Genomic DNA, 20,217 nt, shown 5'->3' on the forward strand with positions numbered 1-20,217 from the left:
TCCGTGCTGCAATCCTTTCTTAATTCAGTAAACTGATTTTTACTATGTATGAGATCTTTTATTACAGACAATCTTTATTGCCGACAAACAGAGTTCCTGCCGGTTTTCCGTTCACGATATCGTATAAAACTTCCGGGTGTTTTCCGTTTGTTACAATCGTATCAATTCCTTGTGAAGCGGCAAGTTCAGCAGCCTGAAGTTTTGTTCTCATACCGCCTGTTCCGCGTCTTGATCCTGCACCTCCTGCGAGGGAGTAGACGCTTTCATCGATCTGACGGATCTCCTCGATCAGTTTCGCATTCGGGTGAAGGCGGGGATCGCTGTCATAAAAACCATCGATATCAGAGAAAATGACAAGTCGTTTTGCACGGCAGAGAACAGATACGACAGAAGAAAGCATATCGTTGTCGCCGAAAAGTCTGTCTTCGGATTCGATTTCTTTATAACTTACCGAATCATTTTCATTTACGATCGGAATGACTCCCATTTCAAGCAGGGCGTCAAATGTGTTCGTTAAGTTTTCTTTCTTTTCTTCCTGCTCGATATCTTCTGCATTTAAAAGAATCTGAGCGACTGTTTTATCATAATCTCCGAAAAATTTATCATATAAATACATCAGACTGCATTGTCCGACTGCCGCGGCAGCCTGTTTCATACGCATACTGTCCGGTTTTTCGTGCATGTTCAGCTTATTACGGCCGACTGCGATCGCTCCCGATGATACGAGAATAACTTCATATCCCATATTCTGAATGTCGGCAAGTGTGCAGACAAGGCGGTCAATGGCGCGCAGATCACTTTTTCCCGCGTCGTTTGTCAGTGTGGATGTTCCCACTTTTACTACAATTCTGTTGTTGCAAAGTCCCATGATATTTTATTCCTCCGGATTAAACTGTAAACTGCCGTATAAATACGGCGATCGTATATAAGCATCCAAAAGAACAGATGCAGACACGATTTACTGTAATATAGTATCACGACAGAGAACGCATGTCCATGAAGAAAATAAAAAAATAATATAACAAAGAGTAACAGTTCGGCCATACAGATGTCCGTTTATGAATAAAAAAGCGGCGCTGGCCACGATAAATATGCAGCGCGGTTTTATGAATGACGCGGACGGAATTGTTACTAACAATATAAATGTGGTTTTTTGCAAATTTTTAGTGTCATCGAAGCGAAAAGCCGAAAATGTCAGGCTCAGTCTTTTTGACTGAGCGTACTGTTATGATATTTGGCGGAGTTCGTTACTTCTTCTCCGAGCCATGCAGGAGCTTGATAAGTTTTGGCAAGTGCTTCATCTGGAAATTCGATCTCGGCGAGAACAAGCGGGGAAAGGTCTCCTTCAAAAATATCCAGTTCGACAGAAAGGTTATTTTCAATAGGTATGACATAACGGGTTTTCGTAATGACTCGTCCATCGGCTTTTTGCAGGAGGTGATCGTAACTTTTTTCTGTCAGCGGAAGATTGTATTCTTCTCTGACCATCAGTCCTTTTGATTTATAAGTAAGGAAAAAATCGTCATTGTCTCTTCGGATACGGACAACCGGGGCGGTACATAGATAAGCCTGCTCGATCTTCCTGGACGGATAAGCTTTCGGATCAAACGGAAGATCAGAAAGATTTACAAGAAATTTTCGTTCGATTTCCATAAATATTCTCCATTCCGCCGCGTTTTTGCGGCATAAATTTTATAATCCTGCCAAGAAAACGATAACAGTTCAGTCTGCGCCGTTCGTAAAACCACATATGTTTTGTACTTTCCGCACACTGTATGGGGAACTGTTACATAAAATGATGTCGGTGCAATGCTTTAAGTTGAACTTGGCAGTATTTTTAAGCTATAATAATTATAGCAGAGTGAATGCGGGAAATAAAGAAAAAGGAAAATGTGGAGGTAGTAATTTGAAAGGATATATTTTTTTGGCAGATGGATTTGAAGAGATTGAAGGGTTGACAGTTGTTGACGTTATGCGCCGGGCGGGGATTGATGTGGAGACGATCTCAATTAGCGGACAGAAGCAGATTAACGGGGCGCACAAAATCATAGTGGAAGCGGACCGGTTGTTTGAGGAGACAGATTTTTCGGATGGGGATATGCTTGTACTTCCGGGCGGAATGCCGGGAACATTGAATCTGAAATCACATGAAGGACTTCGCAAACTGATCGTTGAATTTGATGAGGAGAAAAAATATCTTGCGGCAATTTGTGCAGCTCCGAGTATTTTGAGCGAACTTGGTATTTTGAAAGGAAGAAAAGCATGTGCTTATCCGTCTTTTGAAGAAGGGCTTGACTGTGCGCAGATTGTGCGTGAGGCAGCGGTTACAGACGGACATGTTACGACCGGAAGAGGAATGGGGGCGGCAATTCCATTTGCTTTGAAATTGACAGAACTGCTCTGTGGAACAGAAAAAGCAAACGAGATCGCAGAATCTATTGTGTATGCATAGGCAATTCAGAGAGGGGATGTAAACATGCTTATTGAAGGTAATCAGAAGGAATTAGAGGCAATGGAGCAATTTCATAAGGGAAATAGACGGGAAGGGTTGAGACTGCAAGAAGAATTTGTATCTGCTTTTAGAGAGGAATATCAAGAGAAAGACCATTGTTCCTGTAAAAAAGCCTGCCGTTATCATGGAAATTGTAAAGAGTGTGTGGCTATTCACAGGGCGCATCAGGAGCATGTTCCAAACTGCATGAGACCTATTATCAATGCCAAAATAAAACTTTTATCTGAATTGACAGAACATACGATTGCTGATGAAATCGAAGCTCCGCGCGAGAGATTGCGAAAAGAGGATCTGTGAAGTTTGACTGCAATAAATTCATGACGAAATGAATGCTTTTCATAATTGACAACCCTTGTCTGAACTTGGACGAAAAAATACTGGAAATATGCGGATGTGTATGCTATACTATAACAATGACTGCGAGTGTATTTTTTTTAGAAAGTGATATGGCAAAAAGGCAGTTTTGAAGTTAGCACATTCAAGGAGGAAAAAAATGAGTTTACAGGTAGAAAGATTAGAACATAATATGGCAAAATTAACGATCGAAGTACCGGCAGAGGAAGTAGAGAAAGCGCTTCAGGCAGCTTATCTGAAAGAACGCGGCAAGATCAGCCTTCCGGGATTCCGTAAAGGAAGAGTTCCGCGCCAGATGATCGAAAAGATGTACGGACCGGAAGTGTTCTATGATGAGGCGGCAAACCGCATGATCTCAGAAGCATATGCAAAAGCATATGACGAGTGTGAGCTTGAACTTGTGTCACAGCCGAAGATCGAGATCACACAGCTTGAGAAAGGTAAAGAATTTATCTTTACGGCAGAGGTAGCTGTGAAACCGGAAGTAAAACTCGGTGAATATAAAGGTCTGAAAGTTGACAAGGTTTCCACAAGAGTAACACAGAAAGAAGTAGAAGAAGAGATCGACAAAGAGCGTGAGCGCAATGCAAGAACGATTGATGTAACTGACAGAGCTGTTCAGGACAAAGATCAGATCACACTTGATTTTGAAGGATTTGTTGACGGAGTTGCATTCGAAGGCGGCAAAGCTTCCGATTATCCGCTGACAATCGGATCCGGCGCGTTTATTCCGGGATTTGAGGATCAGTTGATCGGAGCGAATATTGGCGAAGAGAAAGAGATCAACGTGACATTCCCTGAAGAATATCAGGCGAAAGAACTTGCAGGAAAAGCAGCTGTATTTAAATGCACAGTACATTCCATCAAAGCAAAAGAACTTCCGGAGCTTGACGACGAGTTTGTATCCGACGTATCTGAGAAGAGCGAAACAGTTGATGCATATAAAGCAGAAGTAAAAGCGAAGATCAAAGAGCGTAAAGAAAATGAAGGAAAACAGAAGAGAGAAGATCAGTCTGTAGAGCAGGCGGTTGCCAATGCAGAGATTGATATTCCGGAAGCAATGATCAGTTTCCAGTCAAGACAGATGGTAGATGATTTTGCGCGCCGTATCATGCAGCAGGGAATGACGATGGAGCAGTACTTCCAGTTTACAGGTCTTTCAGAAGAGAAGATGATGGAAGAGTTCAAACCGGAAGCAGAGAAACGAATTCGTACAAGACTGACTCTTGAGGCGATCGTTGCGGCTGAGAACATTGAAGTATCTGAGGAGCGTCTTGATGAAGAACTTCAGAAGATGGCAGATTCTTACAAGATGGAAGTTGAGAAGCTCAAAGAGTACATGGGCGAAAATGAAAAGAAACAGATGAAAGAAGACATCGCGATCCAAGAAGCAGTTACCCTGATCGCAGATGCTGCAGTAGAAGGTTAAGGAATGCAAAGAAGGTGTGCTGTATGGCGCACCTTTTTCAAAAAATATGTAACAGTTCAACCGACAGAACGGTTGCTTTAACCGACATTTATGTAAAGGGATTCGTAAATGTCGAAAAATTGACAGATTGAAAGGAGTATAGATCATGAGTTTAGTACCTTATGTCATTGAACAGACGAGCCGGGGAGAGCGCTCGTATGACATTTACTCAAGACTTTTGAAGGAAAGAATTATATTTCTCGGAGAGGAAGTAAACGATGTGTCAGCAAGTGTGATCGTGGCGCAGCTTCTTTTCCTTGAGGCAGATGATCCGGATAAGGATATTCAACTGTATATTAACAGTCCGGGAGGGTCTGTTACGGCAGGAATGGCGATCTATGATACGATGCAGTACATCAAATGCGATGTTTCCACCGTATGTATCGGTATGGCTGCAAGTATGGGAGCGTTCCTTCTTTCCGGCGGAAAGAAAGGAAAACGTTTTGCCCTTCCGAATGCGGAGATCATGATCCATCAGCCGTCAGGCGGAGCGCAGGGACAGGCGACGGAGATCCAGATTGCAGCGGAACATATTTTGCGCACAAAACAGAAATTAAATGAAATATTGGCTGCGAATACGGGACAATCACTTGAAACGATCAAAGCGGATACAGAGCGTGATAATTTTATGTCTGCTGAGGAAGCAAAGGCATACGGCTTGATCGACGAGGTGATCATAAAACATTAATTTGGCTTTGAGGTGAGAGAATATGGCAGGAAAACCGACAGACGATATCGTCAGATGTTCTTTTTGTAATAAGACGCAGGCGCAGGTGAGAAAACTGATCGCAGGTCCGAACGGCACATACATTTGTGACGAGTGTATCGGGATCTGTTCTGAGATCATTGAAGAGGAATTGGATTATAACGAAAGAGAGCTGTTTGATGATATCAATCTTTTGACACCGGAAGAGATGAAAGCGTTTCTTGACGACTATGTGATCGGACAGGATGAAGCGAAGAAAGTGCTTTCAGTGGCAGTTTACAACCATTATAAACGAATCATGGCAGAGCAGGATCTTGGAGTTGAATTGCAGAAGAGTAATATTTTAATGCTCGGACCGACCGGATGCGGAAAAACATTTTTGGCGCAGACACTTGCAAAAGTATTGAACGTGCCTTTTGCGATCGCAGATGCAACGGCGCTTACAGAGGCAGGTTATGTAGGTGAGGACGTAGAGAATATTCTGCTGAAGATTATTCAGGCGGCAGATGGAGATATTGAGAGAGCAGAGCATGGGATTATTTATATTGACGAGATTGACAAGATTACAAGAAAATCCGAAAATCCGTCGATTACCCGAGATGTTTCAGGGGAAGGTGTACAGCAGGCTTTACTGAAGATTATTGAAGGTACGGTCGCGTCAGTTCCGCCGCAGGGCGGACGGAAACATCCGCATCAGGAACTGATCCAGATCGATACGACAAACATTCTCTTTATATGCGGCGGTGCGTTTGAAGGGATCGACAAGATCATAGAGACTCGTCTTGATCGAAAATCAATCGGATTTAACGCTGAGATCGCGGAAAAGCATGAATATGATATGGATGTGCTTTTGCAGGAAGTACTTCCGCAGGATCTTGTAAAATTCGGATTGATCCCTGAACTGATCGGAAGACTTCCGGTGACAGTGACGCTTGACCTGCTTGATAAAGAGGCGCTGATCCGTATCTTGACAGAGCCGAAGAGTGCGATTGTAAAGCAATATCAGAAGCTTTTAGAGCTGGACGGAGTGAAACTGGAGTTTGATCATGACGCGCTTGTTGCAGTGGCGGAGACAACGTTGAAAAGAAAGACAGGCGCTCGCGGACTTCGCGCTATTATGGAAAAAATCATGATGGATACGATGTATCAGGTTCCGTCGGATGAGACGATCAAAGAGTGCAGGATCACAAGAGATGCAGTCGAAGGAAAAGCAGAACCGATGTATTTTCGCGATGGAGAGGAAAGAAGATCTTTGCTGACATCGCAGAGCGCATAACAGCGAACAGATATACGGGTAACCATGTAAAACGGGTGTGATGGGGTTGTCATCACACCCTCTTTTTGTTACTATGTAGGTAAAATCTTAAAAAGAGAACCGTGCCGGAACAGACCGGCGTCAGATATACAGCAGGAGGTTAGGACATGGAAAATAAGATAAAAAGCCTGCCTATGGTAGCTTTGCGGGGAATGACGATCATGCCTGAGATGGTAGTTCATTTTGATGTGAGCCGAGAGCGTTCTGTAGCCGCAATACAAGAGGCAATGGCAGAAGAACAGAAGATATTTTTGACTGCTCAAAAATCAATCGATATAGAGAATCCGGGAATGGAAGATGTATATGAGATCGGTACGATAGGAACGATCAAACAGATTATAAAGCTTCCGAAACATATTGTGCGAGTACTCGTATCAGGGGAGGCAAGAGGTCGGTTAAAAGAGCTTGAATATGTAGATCCGTATCTGCGGGCAAGTGTAGAGATTCTCGACGATGCAGAACTTGCGATTCCTGAAGATGTGAATACAGAGGCGATGGAGCGGGGACTGAAAGACATGTTCGTCGATTATGCGGCGAAAAACGGGAAAATGTCAAAGGAAGCGGTCGCACAGCTTTTGGAGGTCAAAGGATTAAAAAAACTGGTGGATGAGATTGCGGCTAATATTCCGCTTTATTATACAGATCAGCAGGATATTTTAAGTGAGACGGATCTGTTAAAACGATATGAAAAGCTGGCGTTTAAACTCGTCAATGAAGTGCAGATACTTGATATTAAAGAAGAGATCCAAAGAAAAGTAAAAGAGCGGGTAGATAAACATCAAAGAGAATATATTCTCCGCGAACAGCTAAAACTAATCAGAGAAGAACTTGGGGAAGAGTCTACGGTATCTGATGCGGAAGAATTTGAGAAAGAACTGAAAAAGTTAAAAGCGCCGACAGAAGTGAAAGAGAAGTTGAAAAAGGAAATCAACAGGTTCAAAAGTTCCCTGAATTCTCCGGCAGAGAGCGGAGTGATCCGTACATATATAGAAACGATGCTTGAGATGCCATGGGATGAGTTGTCGCAAGATCATAATGATCTGGAATATGCCCGCAAAGTACTTGATGAAGATCATTATGGATTGGAACAGGTAAAAGAAAGAATCCTGGAGTTTTTGGCAGTGCGGGCGCTTACAAAGAAAGGGGAAAGTCCGATACTTTGTCTTGTGGGACCACCGGGAACAGGAAAGACATCAATCGCAAAATCTCTTGCAAGGTCATTGAAAAAGCGATATGTTCGTATTTCGCTTGGCGGAGTTCGGGATGAGGCGGAAATTCGCGGACACAGAAGAACTTATGTAGGAGCGATGCCGGGGCGGATCGCCAATGGTCTTCGGTCTGCCGGAGTGAAAAATCCGGTCATGCTTTTGGATGAGATTGATAAAGTAAGTACAGACTATAAAGGAGATACTTTTTCTGCTCTTTTGGAAGTTTTAGACAGTGAGCAGAACAAAAAGTTCAGAGACCACTACATTGAAGTTCCGCTTGATCTGTCTGAAGTTCTGTTTATTACGACAGCGAATACACTACAGACGATCCCGCGTCCTCTGCTCGATCGTATGGAAGTGATTGAGATCAGCAGTTATACAGAAAATGAAAAACTGCATATTGCAGAGGAGCATTTAATACCGAAACAGATCGAAAAGCATGGATTGACGCCGGAACAGATCACGTTCAGCAAGCGTTCCATCTGGAAGATGGCAAGAAATTATACGAAAGAAGCAGGTGTGCGCCAGCTTGAGAGGGAGATCGGCAATATATGCAGAAAAGCGGCAAAAGAAATCTTTACGACAGATCGTGAGAAAATTGCTGTCACAGACCGGAATATCCATCGTTTTCTCGGAAAAGAGAAATATACTTATCAGATGGCAAATTCCGCGCCGGAAGTGGGAATTGTTCGCGGACTTGCATGGACGAGCGTGGGAGGCGATACTCTTCAGATCGAAGTAAACGTTATGCCGGGCAAAGGAGAACTGATGCTCACCGGACAGCTTGGCGACGTCATGAAAGAATCTGCGCGTACCGGAATCAGCTATATCCGCTCTGTCAGCAAGAAATACGCCATTGCAGCTGACTTTTTTGAAAAGCATGATATTCATGTTCATATTCCCGAAGGGGCAGTTCCAAAAGACGGACCTTCCGCAGGAATCACCATGGCGGTTGCGATGCTTTCCGCTATTACAGAAAAGAAAGTCAGAGCAGATCTGGCTATGACAGGAGAGATTACACTGAGAGGGCGCGTACTTCCGATCGGCGGTTTGAAAGAGAAGCTTTTGGCGGCGAAAAGCGCCGGAATGAAGACTGTAATTGTTCCGAAGGCAAATCGGACAGATGTCGAAGAGCTTTCGGCGGAGATTACAAAAGGAATGGAAATTTTATTTGTAGAAAGTATGGATGAAGTTTTGAAAGCTGCCATGAGCAGAAAACGAAAATGAAAGGAAATCGTTATGGTAATCAAAAATATTAATCTTGAGACAGTGTGCGGGATCACGAGTACGCTGCCGGAAAATGAAAAGCCGGAAGTGGCTTTCGCAGGCAAATCAAACGTAGGAAAATCGTCGCTGATCAATGCGCTGATGAACAGAAAATCATACGCCCGCATTTCTGCGACTCCGGGAAAGACACAGACGATTAATTTCTATAATATCAATGACGAAATGTACCTTGTCGATCTGCCGGGATATGGGTATGCCCGGGTTTCGGAGAAGGAAAAAGAACAGTGGGGGCAGATGATCGAACGTTACCTGCATTGTTCGGAACAGTTGAAAGCGGTCTTTCTTTTGATAGATATCCGGCATGAGCCGTCGGCGAATGACCGGATGATGTATCAGTGGATTGTGGAGCAAGGATATCATCCGATCATTATTGCGACGAAACTCGATAAGATCAAGAGAAGCCAGGTGCAAAAGCATGTGAAAATGCTTAAACAAGGACTGGATCTCGTTCCGGGCACAAAAGTAATCCCGTTTTCTTCTGTGTCAAAACAGGGCAAAGAAGAGATTTGGGAACTGATCGAATCAGAATGTCTTTGTATGGAGGCGCAGGATGGAGAATAAACGCCCGTATTGGCAGGTTGGCATCCGGCTGCTTTTCAGTTTGGCGGCGACAGCCGCATTTGTGATCCTTGGAGTGAAGGCGCTTGGTTTCCTTATGCCGTTTGTGATTGGATGGATCATCTCGGCAATCGCGTCGCCTCTTGTAAACTGGCTGGAAAAACGTCTGCGGATCGTGAAAAAACTTGGATCCGCGTTGATCGTAATTTTAGTGCTTGCCGGAATTGTCGGCATTTTATATTTAGGGATCAGCCGTCTTATTACAGAGGCGGTCGGCTTGATCAGAGATTTCCCTTCGATATATGCGCAGTTGGAAAGCGGATTAAGGCAGATCGGAGCGATGCTGTCCGGGCTGTTTGAGCGACTTCCGGATGCGGTTCAAAATGGGTGGAACACGATGACTGCCAATCTTGATGAATATATGGGAAAAGTCGTATCAGGCATCAGCGAGCCAACGGTTTCTGCTGCGGGAAATATTGCCAAAAGAGTTCCGTATTATCTCGTATCGTTTATCGTGGCTGTCATGTCGGCATATTTTTTCATCGTACAGAGAGAAGAGGTGCTTGCGTGGCTGAAAAAGGTTGCTCCGGTATCTGTTCAAAAAAGGATGACTCTTGTATCAGATAATTTAAAATATGCGTTAGGCGGTTACTTTAAAGCGCAGTTTAAGATCATGGGAGTTGTATTTGTGATCTTGGCTGCCGGGCTTGGCTTTTTAGGAACCGGATATTTTATTCTTGTGGCATTTTTAATTTCGTTTCTTGATTTTCTTCCGTTTTTTGGAACAGGAACAGCCATGATCCCATGGGCCGTGTACCAGTTTTTTATGGGAGATTATAAGATGACGGTGTCTCTGATTGTACTTTATGTGATTACACAGGTTATAAGACAGCTTCTCCAGCCGAAAATGGTTGGGGACAGTGTCGGTCTGAACCCTCTTGTCACGCTGCTTCTTTTATATACAGGGTATAAGGCGGGAGGATTGATCTGGATGATTTTGGCAGTGCCTGTCGGAATGGTTTTGATCAATATGTGTCAGGCAGGAGCCTTTGATTATATATTTGACGATGTCAAGATCCTCGTGGAAGGGATTTTGGGATTGCAGGAAAGTGAGAATCAAATACAGGAAGAAAAGGGAGGAATTGATGACAGAAATATTCACAAATAAAAACTTAAGAAAAAGTATACAGGAAAAAGCAGGGCGGGAAAGCCGGAAGATAAAAGAGAGTTTTCAGAACTTTGATTTGGAGTTCCAGAAAGAATTGGACCTGCTTTTAGATGAGATCGAAAGAGCGTTTCCTGAAGAAGTGTATTCTTTGGAACTTCTTTTCGAGAAGTTTTCCGGTTTCCTGAAGTCTGATATGGGGGAAGCGCAGCGGCTTGACTCTCTCATTAAAGCAGCGGCAGAACTTACGAGTCAGGAAGCTCCCCGCTGGGAAATGATTGCGGGTTGGCTGCTTGATTTTCAGTTTTCAAGGAAACTGAAAGCGGAAGAGGCGGCGCTTGGAATTACAAATCTCTATGATAAGATCGTATATTTGACAGAGCAGGAACTTTATGGTGCGTATATACTGGAACATTATTCAAGGGAAGACATTGAAAAGGCAGAGACTTATCTTTGTGCCGAAAGAAACAGGCTGTTTAATTATTCGGGACTGGAGCTTCTGATCAAACGATATGTAATCTCCACACATCATCACGTTCCGCTGGAAGATCCGCAGGAAATGTTTTTGGGGATAGCTCTTCATCTTGCGATGCGTGAGAAAGAAGACGTCCGGCTTATGTGGGTGAGATCGTTTTATGAGATGCTTTCGAAGCTGGAAGTGACAATGGCGACCCCGACGCTGGCAAATGCAAGGAAACCCTTTCATCAGCTTAGTTCCTGCTTTATCGATACAGTGCCGGATAGTCTGAAAGGAATTTTCCGCTCCATTGATAACTTTGCGATGGTGAGCAAATACGGAGGCGGAATGGGGATGTATTTCGGAAAGGTCCGCGCATCGGGAAGTACGATCCGGGGATTTGAAGGGGCGGCAGGCGGAGTGATACGCTGGGTCCGCATTGTAAACGATACGGCGGTTGCGGTAGATCAGTTGGGAGTAAGAGCAGGAGCGGCAGCAGTCTATTTGGATGCATGGCACAGAGATCTGCCGGAATTTCTTCAGCTTCGGACAAACAACGGTGATGAGAGGATGAAGGCGCATGACGTATTTCCGGCTGTTTGTTATCCGGATCTGTTTTGGAAAATGGCGTCGGAAGATCTGAATCAGGAATGGTATCTGATGTGTCCGCATGAGATTATGACCGTGAAAGGATATTGTCTGGAAGACAGCTATGCAGAAGAATGGGAAGAACGCTATTGGGAATGTGTTCGAGATCAGAGGATCAGAAAAAGGACGGTTATTTTAAAAGATCTTGTCCGCCTGATTATTAAATCTGCCGCAGAGACGGGAACCCCATTTGCATTTAACAGAGACATTGTCAACCGTGCAAATCCAAATCCGCATAAAGGAATGATCTATTGTTCGAATCTATGTACCGAGATTGCACAGAATATGTCTCCGATCTCCACGATCGATACGAAGATTCAGACGGAAGACGGGGATACGGTAGTTGTCAATCGGATGAAGGCGGGAGAGTTTGTCGTATGTAATCTGGCGTCCCTGTCTCTTGGAAAACTTCCGGTTCATGATTCTGCGTATGTTCGAAATGTTGTCCGCACGGTTGTCAGAGCGCTCGATAATGTAATCGACTTGAATTTTTATCCGGTTCCTTATGCGAAGATTACAAATCACGCATACCGTTCCATCGGTCTTGGAGTGAGCGGATATCATCATATGCTGGCGAAAAATAAGATTAAATGGCAGTCGGAAGAGCATTTGGAGTTTGCAGATAAACTGTTTGAACAGATTAATTATGCTGCTATCGAAGCAAGCAGCGACTATGCGCAGGAAAAAGGTTCTTATCAGTATTTTGAAGGATCTGACTGGGAGAACGGAGCATATTTTGAAAAACGTGGATATTGTTCGGATGAATGGAATGCTCTGAGAGAAAAGGTACGCCGGCAGGGGATGAGAAACGCTTATCTTTTAGCGGTGGCGCCGACCAGTTCTACATCGATCATCGCCGGAACGACAGCCGGGATTGATCCGGTTATGAATAAATATTTTTTAGAGGAGAAAAAAGGCGCAATGTTTCCGCGGGTTGCTCCTGATCTGAGTTTAGAGACGTACTGGTATTACATAAACGCACATCATATTGATCAGAAATGGTCTGTGCGCGCGTGTGGAGTAAGACAGCGGCATATAGATCAGGCGCAGTCGATGAATTTTTATATAACAAATGACTATACGATGCGTCAGGTGCTTGATCTTTATTTGAAAGCATGGGAATGCGGCGTAAAGACTGTGTATTATGTCAGATCGAAATCTTTGGAAGTGGAGGAATGTGAGTCTTGTTCTTCGTAAAAATAAAAGAAGAAATGAAATCTGACCGGAAAATGAAAAAAGGAGAGAAACGATGCAGGAATTTGATATAAAAAAACCTCTTCCGCGTAAACCGCTTTTCAATCCGAAGGGAGATACGGATGTGCTTAAGCGCCGCATGATCGGCGGAAATACGACGAATTTGAACGATTATAATAACCTGAAGTATTCATGGGCGTCAGACTGGTATCGTCAGGCGATGAACAATTTCTGGATTCCAGAGGAGATCAATCTGTCGCAGGATATAAAGGATTATCCGAATCTTGCCCCGGCAGAGAGAAAAGCGTATGATAAGATTTTATCTTTTTTAGTTTTTCTTGATTCGATCCAGACGGCGAATCTGCCGTGTGTCGGGGAATACATTACGGCAAACGAGGTGAATCTGTGCCTTAATATCCAGACGTTTCAGGAATGCGTTCATTCACAGTCCTATTCTTATATGCTGGATACAATCTGTTCACCGGATGAAAGAATGGATATTTTATATCAGTGGAAAACGGATGAACGTCTGTTGAGAAGAAATACGTTTATCGGAGAATGCTATAATGAGTTTCAAGATAAAAAAGACGCCAGAACACTGCTGAGAGTTATGATGGCGAATTTCGTTTTGGAAGGGATTTATTTCTTTTCCGGGTTTATGTTTTTCTATAATCTGTCCCGTAATGGGAAGATGCCGGGTTCTGCTCAGGAGATCCGTTATATTAACCGGGATGAGAATACTCATTTATGGCTGTTTCGAAATATTATGATCGAACTTCGGAAGGAACAGCCGGAATTGTTTGATGACAAAATGGTATCTGAGCTCAAAGCGCTTCTTATGGAGGCGGTCAGTCAGGAAATCGAATGGGCAGGTTATGTGATCGGAGATGAAGTGGCAGGTCTGAATCAAAAAATGATAACAGATTACATTCATTATCTCGGCAATCTGAGATGGAAAAGTCTTGGATATGAGACGATTTATCCGGGGTGTGAAAGAGAACCCGAAACGATGAAATGGGTGTCTCAATATTCGAATGCAAATATGGTGAAAACCGATTTCTTTGAGGCACGCTCGACTGCTTATGCAAAATCAACAGCGCTGGTCGATGACCTCTAAGAGGGCGCAGACTTAGGCTTGAAAAAAGAAAGCTTCTATGCTATGATGAGAAAGAATTATCAATTAATGATAAAATAAGATGAAAATTTGCAGGAGGTATTATCATGAAAAAATATGTGTGTGACGTATGTGGATACATTTATGATGAAGAGATCGGAGATCCGGATAACGGAATCGAAGCAGGAACAAAATGGGAAGATGTTCCGGAAGATTTCCTCTGTCCGCTTTGTGGAGTAGGAAAAGACGAGTTTTCTGAAGTAGAGTAATCACAGGCGACAGAAACCGACAGGAAAGAAAGAGAAAGGCGGCTCTCGGGGAGAACAACGAAGAGCGGTCTTTCTTTTTGCGCCGTCATGTAAGCGGTGTGTACCTTTGGAAAAAATGTTTTGTCATATTTTTACCTCTGCATTTCATAAAGAAGCTGAAAAAGAGAAAAATAAAAAACAGAAACATAAAAACAGTGAGAGCAGAAACAGCATAGAAAGGAAAAAAGAAAATGAACAGATACGATGTGATTATAATCGGTGCAGGTCCGGGAGGAATTTTTGCGGCATATGAACTTGTGAAAAAGGCGCCGGAATTGAAAGTAGCTGTGTTTGAAGCAGGCAATCCTCTTGAGAAGAGAAAATGTCCGATTGATGGGAAGAAAATAAAAAGCTGCATCAACTGCAAGACATGTGCGATCATGAGCGGATTCGGAGGCGCAGGTGCATTTTCAGACGGGAAGTATAATATTACAAATGATTTTGGCGGTACTTTATATGAATATATCGGTAAAGATACTGCTATCGATCTTATGAAATATGTTGATGACATCAACCTTGCCTATGGCGGGGAAGGAACAAAGATGTATTCTACAGCAGGAACAGATATTAAGAAACTCTGTATTCAGAATGAACTGAAACTTCTGGATGCTTCTGTTCGCCATTTAGGAACGGATATTAATTATGTCGTGTTGGAAAATCTTTATAAAGAATTGAAAGAAAAGGTCGAATTCCGGTTTAATTATCGGGTGGATGAGCTGGAAATAGTAGAAGGAGGCTATCGCGTCATCAGCGGGGATAAGGCAGATGAATGTGAAAAATGCATTATTTCCGTAGGAAGAAGCGGAAGCAAGTGGATGGAGAAAGTGTGTGAAAGCCTCGATATAGAGACAAGTTCAAATCGTGTGGATCTTGGTGTGAGAGTGGAACTTCCGGCAGTGATTTTTTCTCATCTTACAGACGAGTTGTATGAAAGCAAGATCGTATATCGAACAGAAAAGTTTGAAGATAAAGTAAGAACTTTCTGTATGAACCCACATGGTATCGTTGTAAATGAAAATACAAATGGTATCGTTACGGTAAACGGACACAGTTATGAAGATCCGAAGAAGCAAACTGAAAACACAAACTTTGCACTTCTTGTAGCAAAACATTTTTCTGAGCCGTTTAAAGACAGTAACGGATATGGAGAGAGCATAGCGCGCCTGTCCAATATGCTCGGAGGCGGTGTGATTGTGCAGCGTTTTGGAGACTTGACACGCGGAAGAAGAAGTACGGCAAAACGAATCGAAGAAGGATTTGTGCGTCCGACGTTGTCGGCAGAACCGGGAGATTTAAGTCTTGTTCTTCCGAAACGTATTTTAGACGGAATTATTGAAATGATCTATGCTCTTGATAAGATCGCGCCGGGTACGGCGAATGATGACACACTTCTTTACGGTGTGGAAGTGAAGTTTTATAATATGGAAGTGAAACTGGACGAACATCTTGAAACGAATCATAAAGGATTATATGTGATCGGAGACGGAAGCGGCGTGACCCATTCTCTGTCGCACGCATCTGCCAGCGGAGTTTATGTTGCGCGCGGTATTGCAGAAAAATGATATAAATTTTTGACTCGGAAAAGAAATGAACAGGTGAAAAAATGATAAAATTACTTGCAGTGGATATGGACGGAACGTGTTTGGACGGAAGAAGCCGTATGACAGACAGAACATTGGAAACGCTGAGGAAGGCGGCAAAAGAAGGGATTACGGTTGTGCCGTGTACAGGCCGGAATTTAGGCTGTGTTCCCCACAGGCTGGCGGCCGGTGTTTTGCGGGAGAGCAAAACAGAAGATGACAAGAAGAACCAGGGATTGTTCCGCTACGCAATTACATCAAACGGTGCGATGGTAACAGATGTGAAGGAGAAAAAGACTTTGTTTCAGGCGCTGATCAAACAAGAAGACGCACTTTCGATTGTTTCTGCATGCAGTCAGGAAAAATTCGGGGTTGCAGCGCATGTAAAACATCGGTATTTTGCACAGGGAAAACTGTTTACTTCGGCGGGACGGATCGTTTATGGGAAAGATGCGGCTGCAGTCTGCTGTGTGAGAGATATGGAGGCAATTCTTGTCAGAAGCGGCTGTGATGTAGAAGAACTTCAATTTTATTTTCCTACGTCGAAAGGGAAAATGAAGCTAAAAGAGATTCTTTCTCGTTATCCGCAAGTGAAGGCTGCTTATACGGGAATATATGCAGAAGTATTTTCAGCAGAGGCATCCAAAGGAAACGGACTGAAAGCGCTTGCCTCTTACCTGGGAGTGGAGAAAGAGGAGATCGCGTGCATCGGAGACGGAGAGAACGATCAGTTTATGTTTGATGAGTCCGGTCTGAAGATCGCGATGGGAAACGCGGGGGAAACTCTGAAAATGCAGGCAGATTATGTAACCTTGTCAAACCGTCATGACGGCGCGGCAGAGGCGATTGAAAAATATATCCTCTCAATATAAAAGACCTACAGTCAGATCAGGGTGCAGACGGAATTTATTCTTCCGGATGCACTCTGATCTTTTTGTAAGTCCTTCTGTTGTAAGAAAAAGAAAATGGGATTATTTTGTGCTTAAAATTGATTTCACATGTTCGATTTCCTGAACAGATGCTTTTTCTGCAGGTACATAGTAGCTTTTTTCACGAGCTGCAGTGTACATTTTCTCCTGTGCCATTTCACATTGGTTGCGGATCTGTTTCAAGCATTGTTTTAATTCTTTGTTTTCTGTCTGCGGAATCATGTCTCCGAACATTTTCAGTTCTCCGTTGATCCCTACAAGGGCGTCTGACACCATTGTTTTTTCGTCCATTTTATTCACCTCGTTTTGGAATGATTTGTTTCATTGTTTTGTAAAAATGTGAGATTACAGGAATTTCATCAGTTCCTGTTTGTTTTTCATGGCGGAATCTGCCGCCTCTTGGAAAAGTTTTTTGATTTCAGGATCTTCTGCTTTTGAAGCGTAATCTGTCATCTTGCAGTGTGTGGTGGAATAACCTCCGATAAGATGACGAAGATTCTGAAGATCAAGGATCGATATTTCTGACATAGATACAACCTCCTTATAAATACGATTTCAGGAAGTAGTATGCCCGGTATTTTGGTTATTTATAAGTGAATGAGCAATAAATTCGTGAAAAAGAGAACGCATTTCCGGCGAGGTGCGGTACATGCATTCCGGGTGCCACTGCACACCGATCGTAAAAGGATGTCCTAAAAGTTCGATCGCTTCGATCACTCCATCGTGGGAACGGGCGCTTGCGCGGATATTTTTCCCTAACGTGTTGACAGCCTGATGGTGGAAGCTGTTGACATAAAGGCAGGAACCGATGAATTGTTTTAGCTTTGAACCCCGATCAATTTTGATCCGGTGGCTGACATCTCCTCTGGAAGAAGAATGCTGCATGTGATCGAGTACAGGCTGGGGAGCAAGGGAAAGATCCTGCCAGACTGTACCGCCGCATGCGACGTTTAAGATCTGCATTCCCCGGCAGACTGCAAGGACAGGCTTGTGGGACGCAAGGATGCGTTTCATGAACCGTATCTGGAAGAGGTCTACGGTGATGTCTGTCTTTCCGTTTCCTTTTTGCGGTTCTTCTCCGAACAGCAGCGGGGTGATATCTTCCCCGCCGCAAAAAAGGAAGCCGTCGCAGGAATGGACATATTCGTTGATGAGCCGGTCGCTGCGCACAAGGGGAATCAAAAAAGGAATTCCCTTTGAATAACGGATAGATTGAATATAAACATTAGGTACAAATTGCCGATCCTCATGGAATCCGCAGATAACAATGCCGATTTTTGGATACATGTCGTTTCCTTTCAAATTGATTTTTAAGGCAGATCAGCCAAAGACTGCCTTATTTGTGTTATAGTCAGAATATGTAAAAAAGAAGCTGCTTATACATGAGAAGAGGGAAATAAAAATAGGAAAAGAGGGAATGATATGAGATGGATTGATCTGCATTGCGATACGGTAAGTGAACTCTATAAGAACAGACAGGAAACTCTGATAAACAATTCGTTATGCGTAGATTTAAAACGGCTCGATAAAGCAGGTGCTTATGCACAGTTTTTTGCCTGTTTTGTAAACTTAAATGATTATGACCGAGATCGGATCGGAGTGGAAGACAGGGCGTACGCGGCTGTTCTTGATATGATCCGATATGCCGGAAATGAAAGAACGAGCTTCCGGCAGGAAAAGAGCGCATCAAATGTATCAGAGCCGGTCTGTCCGAAAATGCTTCTGACGGTGGAAGAAGGAGGCGTTTTGGGAAACCGTGAGGAACGGCTCAAGATATTATATGATGAAGGAGTCCGCCTTCTGACGCTGACATGGAATTATGAAAACTGTATCGGCAGTCCCAACAGTAAAGACAGGACGCAGATGGAAAAAGGACTGAAACCTTTTGGAATAGAGATTGTGGAACGGATGAATGAACTGGGAATGTTGATCGATGTATCCCATCTTTCGGACGGAGGTTTTTTTGATTGTATAAAATACAGTCGCGTTCCTGTTGTGGCGTCTCATTCAAACGCAAGATCGCTTTGCAAGCATCCGAGAAACCTGACAGATGAAATGCTTCATCTTCTCGGAGAAAACGGAGGCGTTGCGGGAGTGAATTTTTATTCTGCATTTTTAAAAGAAAGCGGACGGGCGGAAATCCCGGATCTTGCAAGGCATGTTTTATGGATGGTCGATAAAGCAGGTGAAGATGCGGTGGCTCTTGGTACAGATTTTGACGGATTTCCAAAAGAAGCCCTTCCGAAAGGAATCAGGGATGTGATGGATGTGGCAAAATTATGGGAAGAGTTAGAACGGACAGGTCTTACGGGTCGGCAGATTGAAAAGATAGCTTCTGGAAACGTTTTGCGGGTGATGAAAGAAGTGTTCCGGGAAGTGAAAAATTAAAGAAATTTTAGGATTTTGTTTAAAGAAAAGAAGGGCGTTTGGGGATATACTTTCTGCTGTAAAGAAAAAGAAGTTTATAAGAGGTCAATAAGATGCGGGAAAACAGCAGATATGAAAGAAACAACGTAAGAAGCAGAACGAACAGCAGTCTGAAACGGAAGCAACGGAAACGGAGGAAGAGGTTCAGAAGGCTGAAGAAACTTGTTACGGCGGTTGCTGCGGGAACGATTCTTCTGACTGCATTTTTGTGGGTGAGGGGTTTCCTTTCCGGTGGAATGTCCGGAACAGGCGGATCGCTCAGCGGATTTATAGAAGAAGGCGGCGAGATGCTGAAAGCGAAATCAGCATATCAATTTATTGATGAAGACGAAGAGAACGCGGATGTTTTAAAAGATCTTCTTGACAAAAACCCGGAGACAGCAGATTTTGTCAAAAATTATGCTCAAATGAAGGGGAATCCTCCGGCAGATACGATCGGTGACTGGGATGCAGGAGAGATCCCTTTGCTTTTGCAATGGGATGAACGATGGGGATACTGTACTTACGGTGATGGAATGATTGCGGTCAATGGATGTGGTCCGACCTGCGTATCTATGGTTCTTTGCGGGCTGCTTGGAGATCCTTCGATTACGCCGTATAAAGTGGCGGAGTTTGCACAACAGCAAGGGTATTATGCCGGGGATGCGGGAACAAGCTGGACGCTGATGTCGGAAGGAGTGCAGTCTTTCGGAGTATGGGGAGAAGAGATCGGATTAAGTAAAGAAGGAGTGTTTTCGGCGTTGGAAAGCGGAAATCCTGTTATTTGTAGTATGCGTCCCGGAGACTTTACGACAACAGGACATTTTATTGTATTGACGAAAGTTGAGGATGGAAAGCTCAAAGTGAATGATCCAAACAGCAGGATCAGAAGCGGGCAGCTTTGGGATTATGAGAGGTTAGAACCACAGATTCAGAATTTATGGGTATTTTCAAAAATATAAAAGAGCAGCAGCGCCTTGCTCTGAGAATGGAGCAGGGCGCTGCTAT

General features: G+C 43.6%; 20 protein-coding genes. 15 read left to right on the top strand and 5 right to left on the bottom strand.

Translation table 11 applies throughout. The features are described from left to right. Nucleotides 1–61: 61 nt before the first annotated feature. On the bottom strand, nt 62–868 hold the full coding sequence (gene proB / locus RCH61_RS00235) for a glutamate 5-kinase (protein WP_306479521.1): 807 nt from the start codon (nt 866–868) through the stop codon (nt 62–64). Between the two features lie 332 nt (nt 869–1,200). Beyond that, a complete protein-coding gene (locus RCH61_RS00240) occupies nt 1,201–1,653 on the bottom strand; it encodes a CYTH domain-containing protein (RefSeq protein ID WP_306479522.1) in 453 nt (150 codons plus the stop codon). A gap of 145 nt (nt 1,654–1,798) precedes the next feature. Here RCH61_RS00240 and RCH61_RS00245 point away from each other — a divergent pair, with 145 nt between their 5' ends. The 13 genes from RCH61_RS00245 to RCH61_RS00305 all read left to right on the top strand — a co-directional run bounded on the left by RCH61_RS00245 (nt 1,799) and on the right by RCH61_RS00305 (nt 16,746). Further along, nucleotides 1,799–2,452, top strand: coding sequence for a DJ-1 family glyoxalase III (locus tag RCH61_RS00245; protein WP_442920438.1), 654 nt, complete (start codon nt 1,799–1,801; stop codon nt 2,450–2,452). A gap of 24 nt (nt 2,453–2,476) precedes the next feature. Further along, nucleotides 2,477–2,809: an LPS biosynthesis protein gene (locus RCH61_RS00250; protein ID WP_306479523.1), complete on the top strand. Its 333-nt coding sequence runs from the start codon at nt 2,477–2,479 to the stop codon at nt 2,807–2,809. A 196-nt stretch (nt 2,810–3,005) separates the two neighbouring features. After that, entirely contained in the window at nt 3,006–4,295 is a 1,290-nt protein-coding gene (gene tig, locus RCH61_RS00255) for a trigger factor (RefSeq protein ID WP_178006580.1), read from the top strand. A gap of 145 nt (nt 4,296–4,440) precedes the next feature. Next, on the top strand, nt 4,441–5,022 hold the full coding sequence (gene clpP, locus RCH61_RS00260) for an ATP-dependent Clp endopeptidase proteolytic subunit ClpP (RefSeq protein WP_178006581.1): 582 nt from the start codon (nt 4,441–4,443) through the stop codon (nt 5,020–5,022). Nucleotides 5,023–5,044: 22 nt separating this feature from the next. Continuing rightward, complete coding sequence (gene clpX, locus RCH61_RS00265; RefSeq protein WP_306479524.1) at nt 5,045–6,316, top strand: ATP-dependent Clp protease ATP-binding subunit ClpX; 1,272 nt, start codon at nt 5,045–5,047, stop codon at nt 6,314–6,316. Between the two features lie 146 nt (nt 6,317–6,462). Beyond that, nucleotides 6,463–8,790, top strand: coding sequence for an endopeptidase La (gene lon, locus RCH61_RS00270; protein ID WP_178006583.1), 2,328 nt, complete (start codon nt 6,463–6,465; stop codon nt 8,788–8,790). A gap of 12 nt (nt 8,791–8,802) precedes the next feature. Further along, entirely contained in the window at nt 8,803–9,411 is a 609-nt protein-coding gene (gene yihA / locus RCH61_RS00275; protein WP_178006584.1) for a ribosome biogenesis GTP-binding protein YihA/YsxC, read from the top strand. Beyond that, nucleotides 9,401–10,576 carry a sporulation integral membrane protein YtvI gene (ytvI, locus tag RCH61_RS00280; protein ID WP_178006585.1) on the top strand — a complete coding sequence of 392 codons (1,176 nt, stop codon included), beginning with the start codon at nt 9,401–9,403 and terminating at the stop codon, nt 10,574–10,576. The genes yihA and ytvI overlap by 11 nt, the downstream gene beginning before the upstream one ends. Then, on the top strand, nt 10,554–12,875 hold the full coding sequence (locus tag RCH61_RS00285) for a ribonucleoside-diphosphate reductase subunit alpha (RefSeq protein WP_178006586.1): 2,322 nt from the start codon (nt 10,554–10,556) through the stop codon (nt 12,873–12,875). Before ytvI ends, RCH61_RS00285 begins: the two co-directional genes overlap by 23 nt. A 52-nt stretch (nt 12,876–12,927) precedes the next feature. After that, nucleotides 12,928–13,989, top strand: a complete 1,062-nt coding sequence (locus RCH61_RS00290; RefSeq protein WP_178006587.1) for a ribonucleotide-diphosphate reductase subunit beta — start codon at nt 12,928–12,930, stop codon at nt 13,987–13,989. Nucleotides 13,990–14,093: 104 nt separating this feature from the next. Continuing rightward, the gene (rd, locus tag RCH61_RS00295) at nt 14,094–14,255 is read left to right on the top strand and encodes a rubredoxin (protein ID WP_178006588.1); all 162 of its coding nucleotides are present in this window, start codon (nt 14,094–14,096) and stop codon (nt 14,253–14,255) included. Nucleotides 14,256–14,485: 230 nt separating this feature from the next. Continuing rightward, nucleotides 14,486–15,856 (top strand): NAD(P)/FAD-dependent oxidoreductase, encoded by a 1,371-nt coding sequence (locus tag RCH61_RS00300; RefSeq protein WP_306479525.1) that lies wholly within the window; start codon nt 14,486–14,488, stop codon nt 15,854–15,856. A gap of 41 nt (nt 15,857–15,897) precedes the next feature. After that, nucleotides 15,898–16,746: an HAD-IIB family hydrolase gene (locus RCH61_RS00305; protein WP_306479526.1), complete on the top strand. Its 849-nt coding sequence runs from the start codon at nt 15,898–15,900 to the stop codon at nt 16,744–16,746. Nucleotides 16,747–16,845: 99 nt separating this feature from the next. Here the strand turns inward: RCH61_RS00305 and RCH61_RS00310 are convergent, their stop codons facing one another. From RCH61_RS00310 to RCH61_RS00320, 3 genes are read right to left on the bottom strand one after another with little or no spacing between them, the layout of a single operon-like run. Next, nucleotides 16,846–17,094 (bottom strand): spore coat protein, encoded by a 249-nt coding sequence (locus tag RCH61_RS00310; protein ID WP_306479527.1) that lies wholly within the window; start codon nt 17,092–17,094, stop codon nt 16,846–16,848. Nucleotides 17,095–17,148: 54 nt separating this feature from the next. Continuing rightward, the gene (locus tag RCH61_RS00315; RefSeq protein WP_306479528.1) at nt 17,149–17,331 is read right to left on the bottom strand and encodes a hypothetical protein; all 183 of its coding nucleotides are present in this window, start codon (nt 17,329–17,331) and stop codon (nt 17,149–17,151) included. Between the two features lie 27 nt (nt 17,332–17,358). Further along, the gene (locus RCH61_RS00320; protein ID WP_306479529.1) at nt 17,359–18,090 is read right to left on the bottom strand and encodes a gamma-glutamyl-gamma-aminobutyrate hydrolase family protein; all 732 of its coding nucleotides are present in this window, start codon (nt 18,088–18,090) and stop codon (nt 17,359–17,361) included. 135 nt (nt 18,091–18,225) lie between these two features. On the opposite strand from RCH61_RS00320, the gene RCH61_RS00325 reads away from it, so the two are divergent. Continuing rightward, complete coding sequence (locus RCH61_RS00325) at nt 18,226–19,191, top strand: dipeptidase (RefSeq protein ID WP_306479530.1); 966 nt, start codon at nt 18,226–18,228, stop codon at nt 19,189–19,191. Between the two features lie 92 nt (nt 19,192–19,283). Beyond that, nucleotides 19,284–20,171 (top strand): C39 family peptidase, encoded by an 888-nt coding sequence (locus RCH61_RS00330; RefSeq protein ID WP_306479531.1) that lies wholly within the window; start codon nt 19,284–19,286, stop codon nt 20,169–20,171. Nucleotides 20,172–20,217: the final 46 nt, after the last annotated feature.

The organism is Mediterraneibacter sp. (assembly GCF_030825015.1).
In the GTDB taxonomy this organism is placed as follows: domain Bacteria; phylum Bacillota; class Clostridia; order Lachnospirales; family Lachnospiraceae; genus Mediterraneibacter.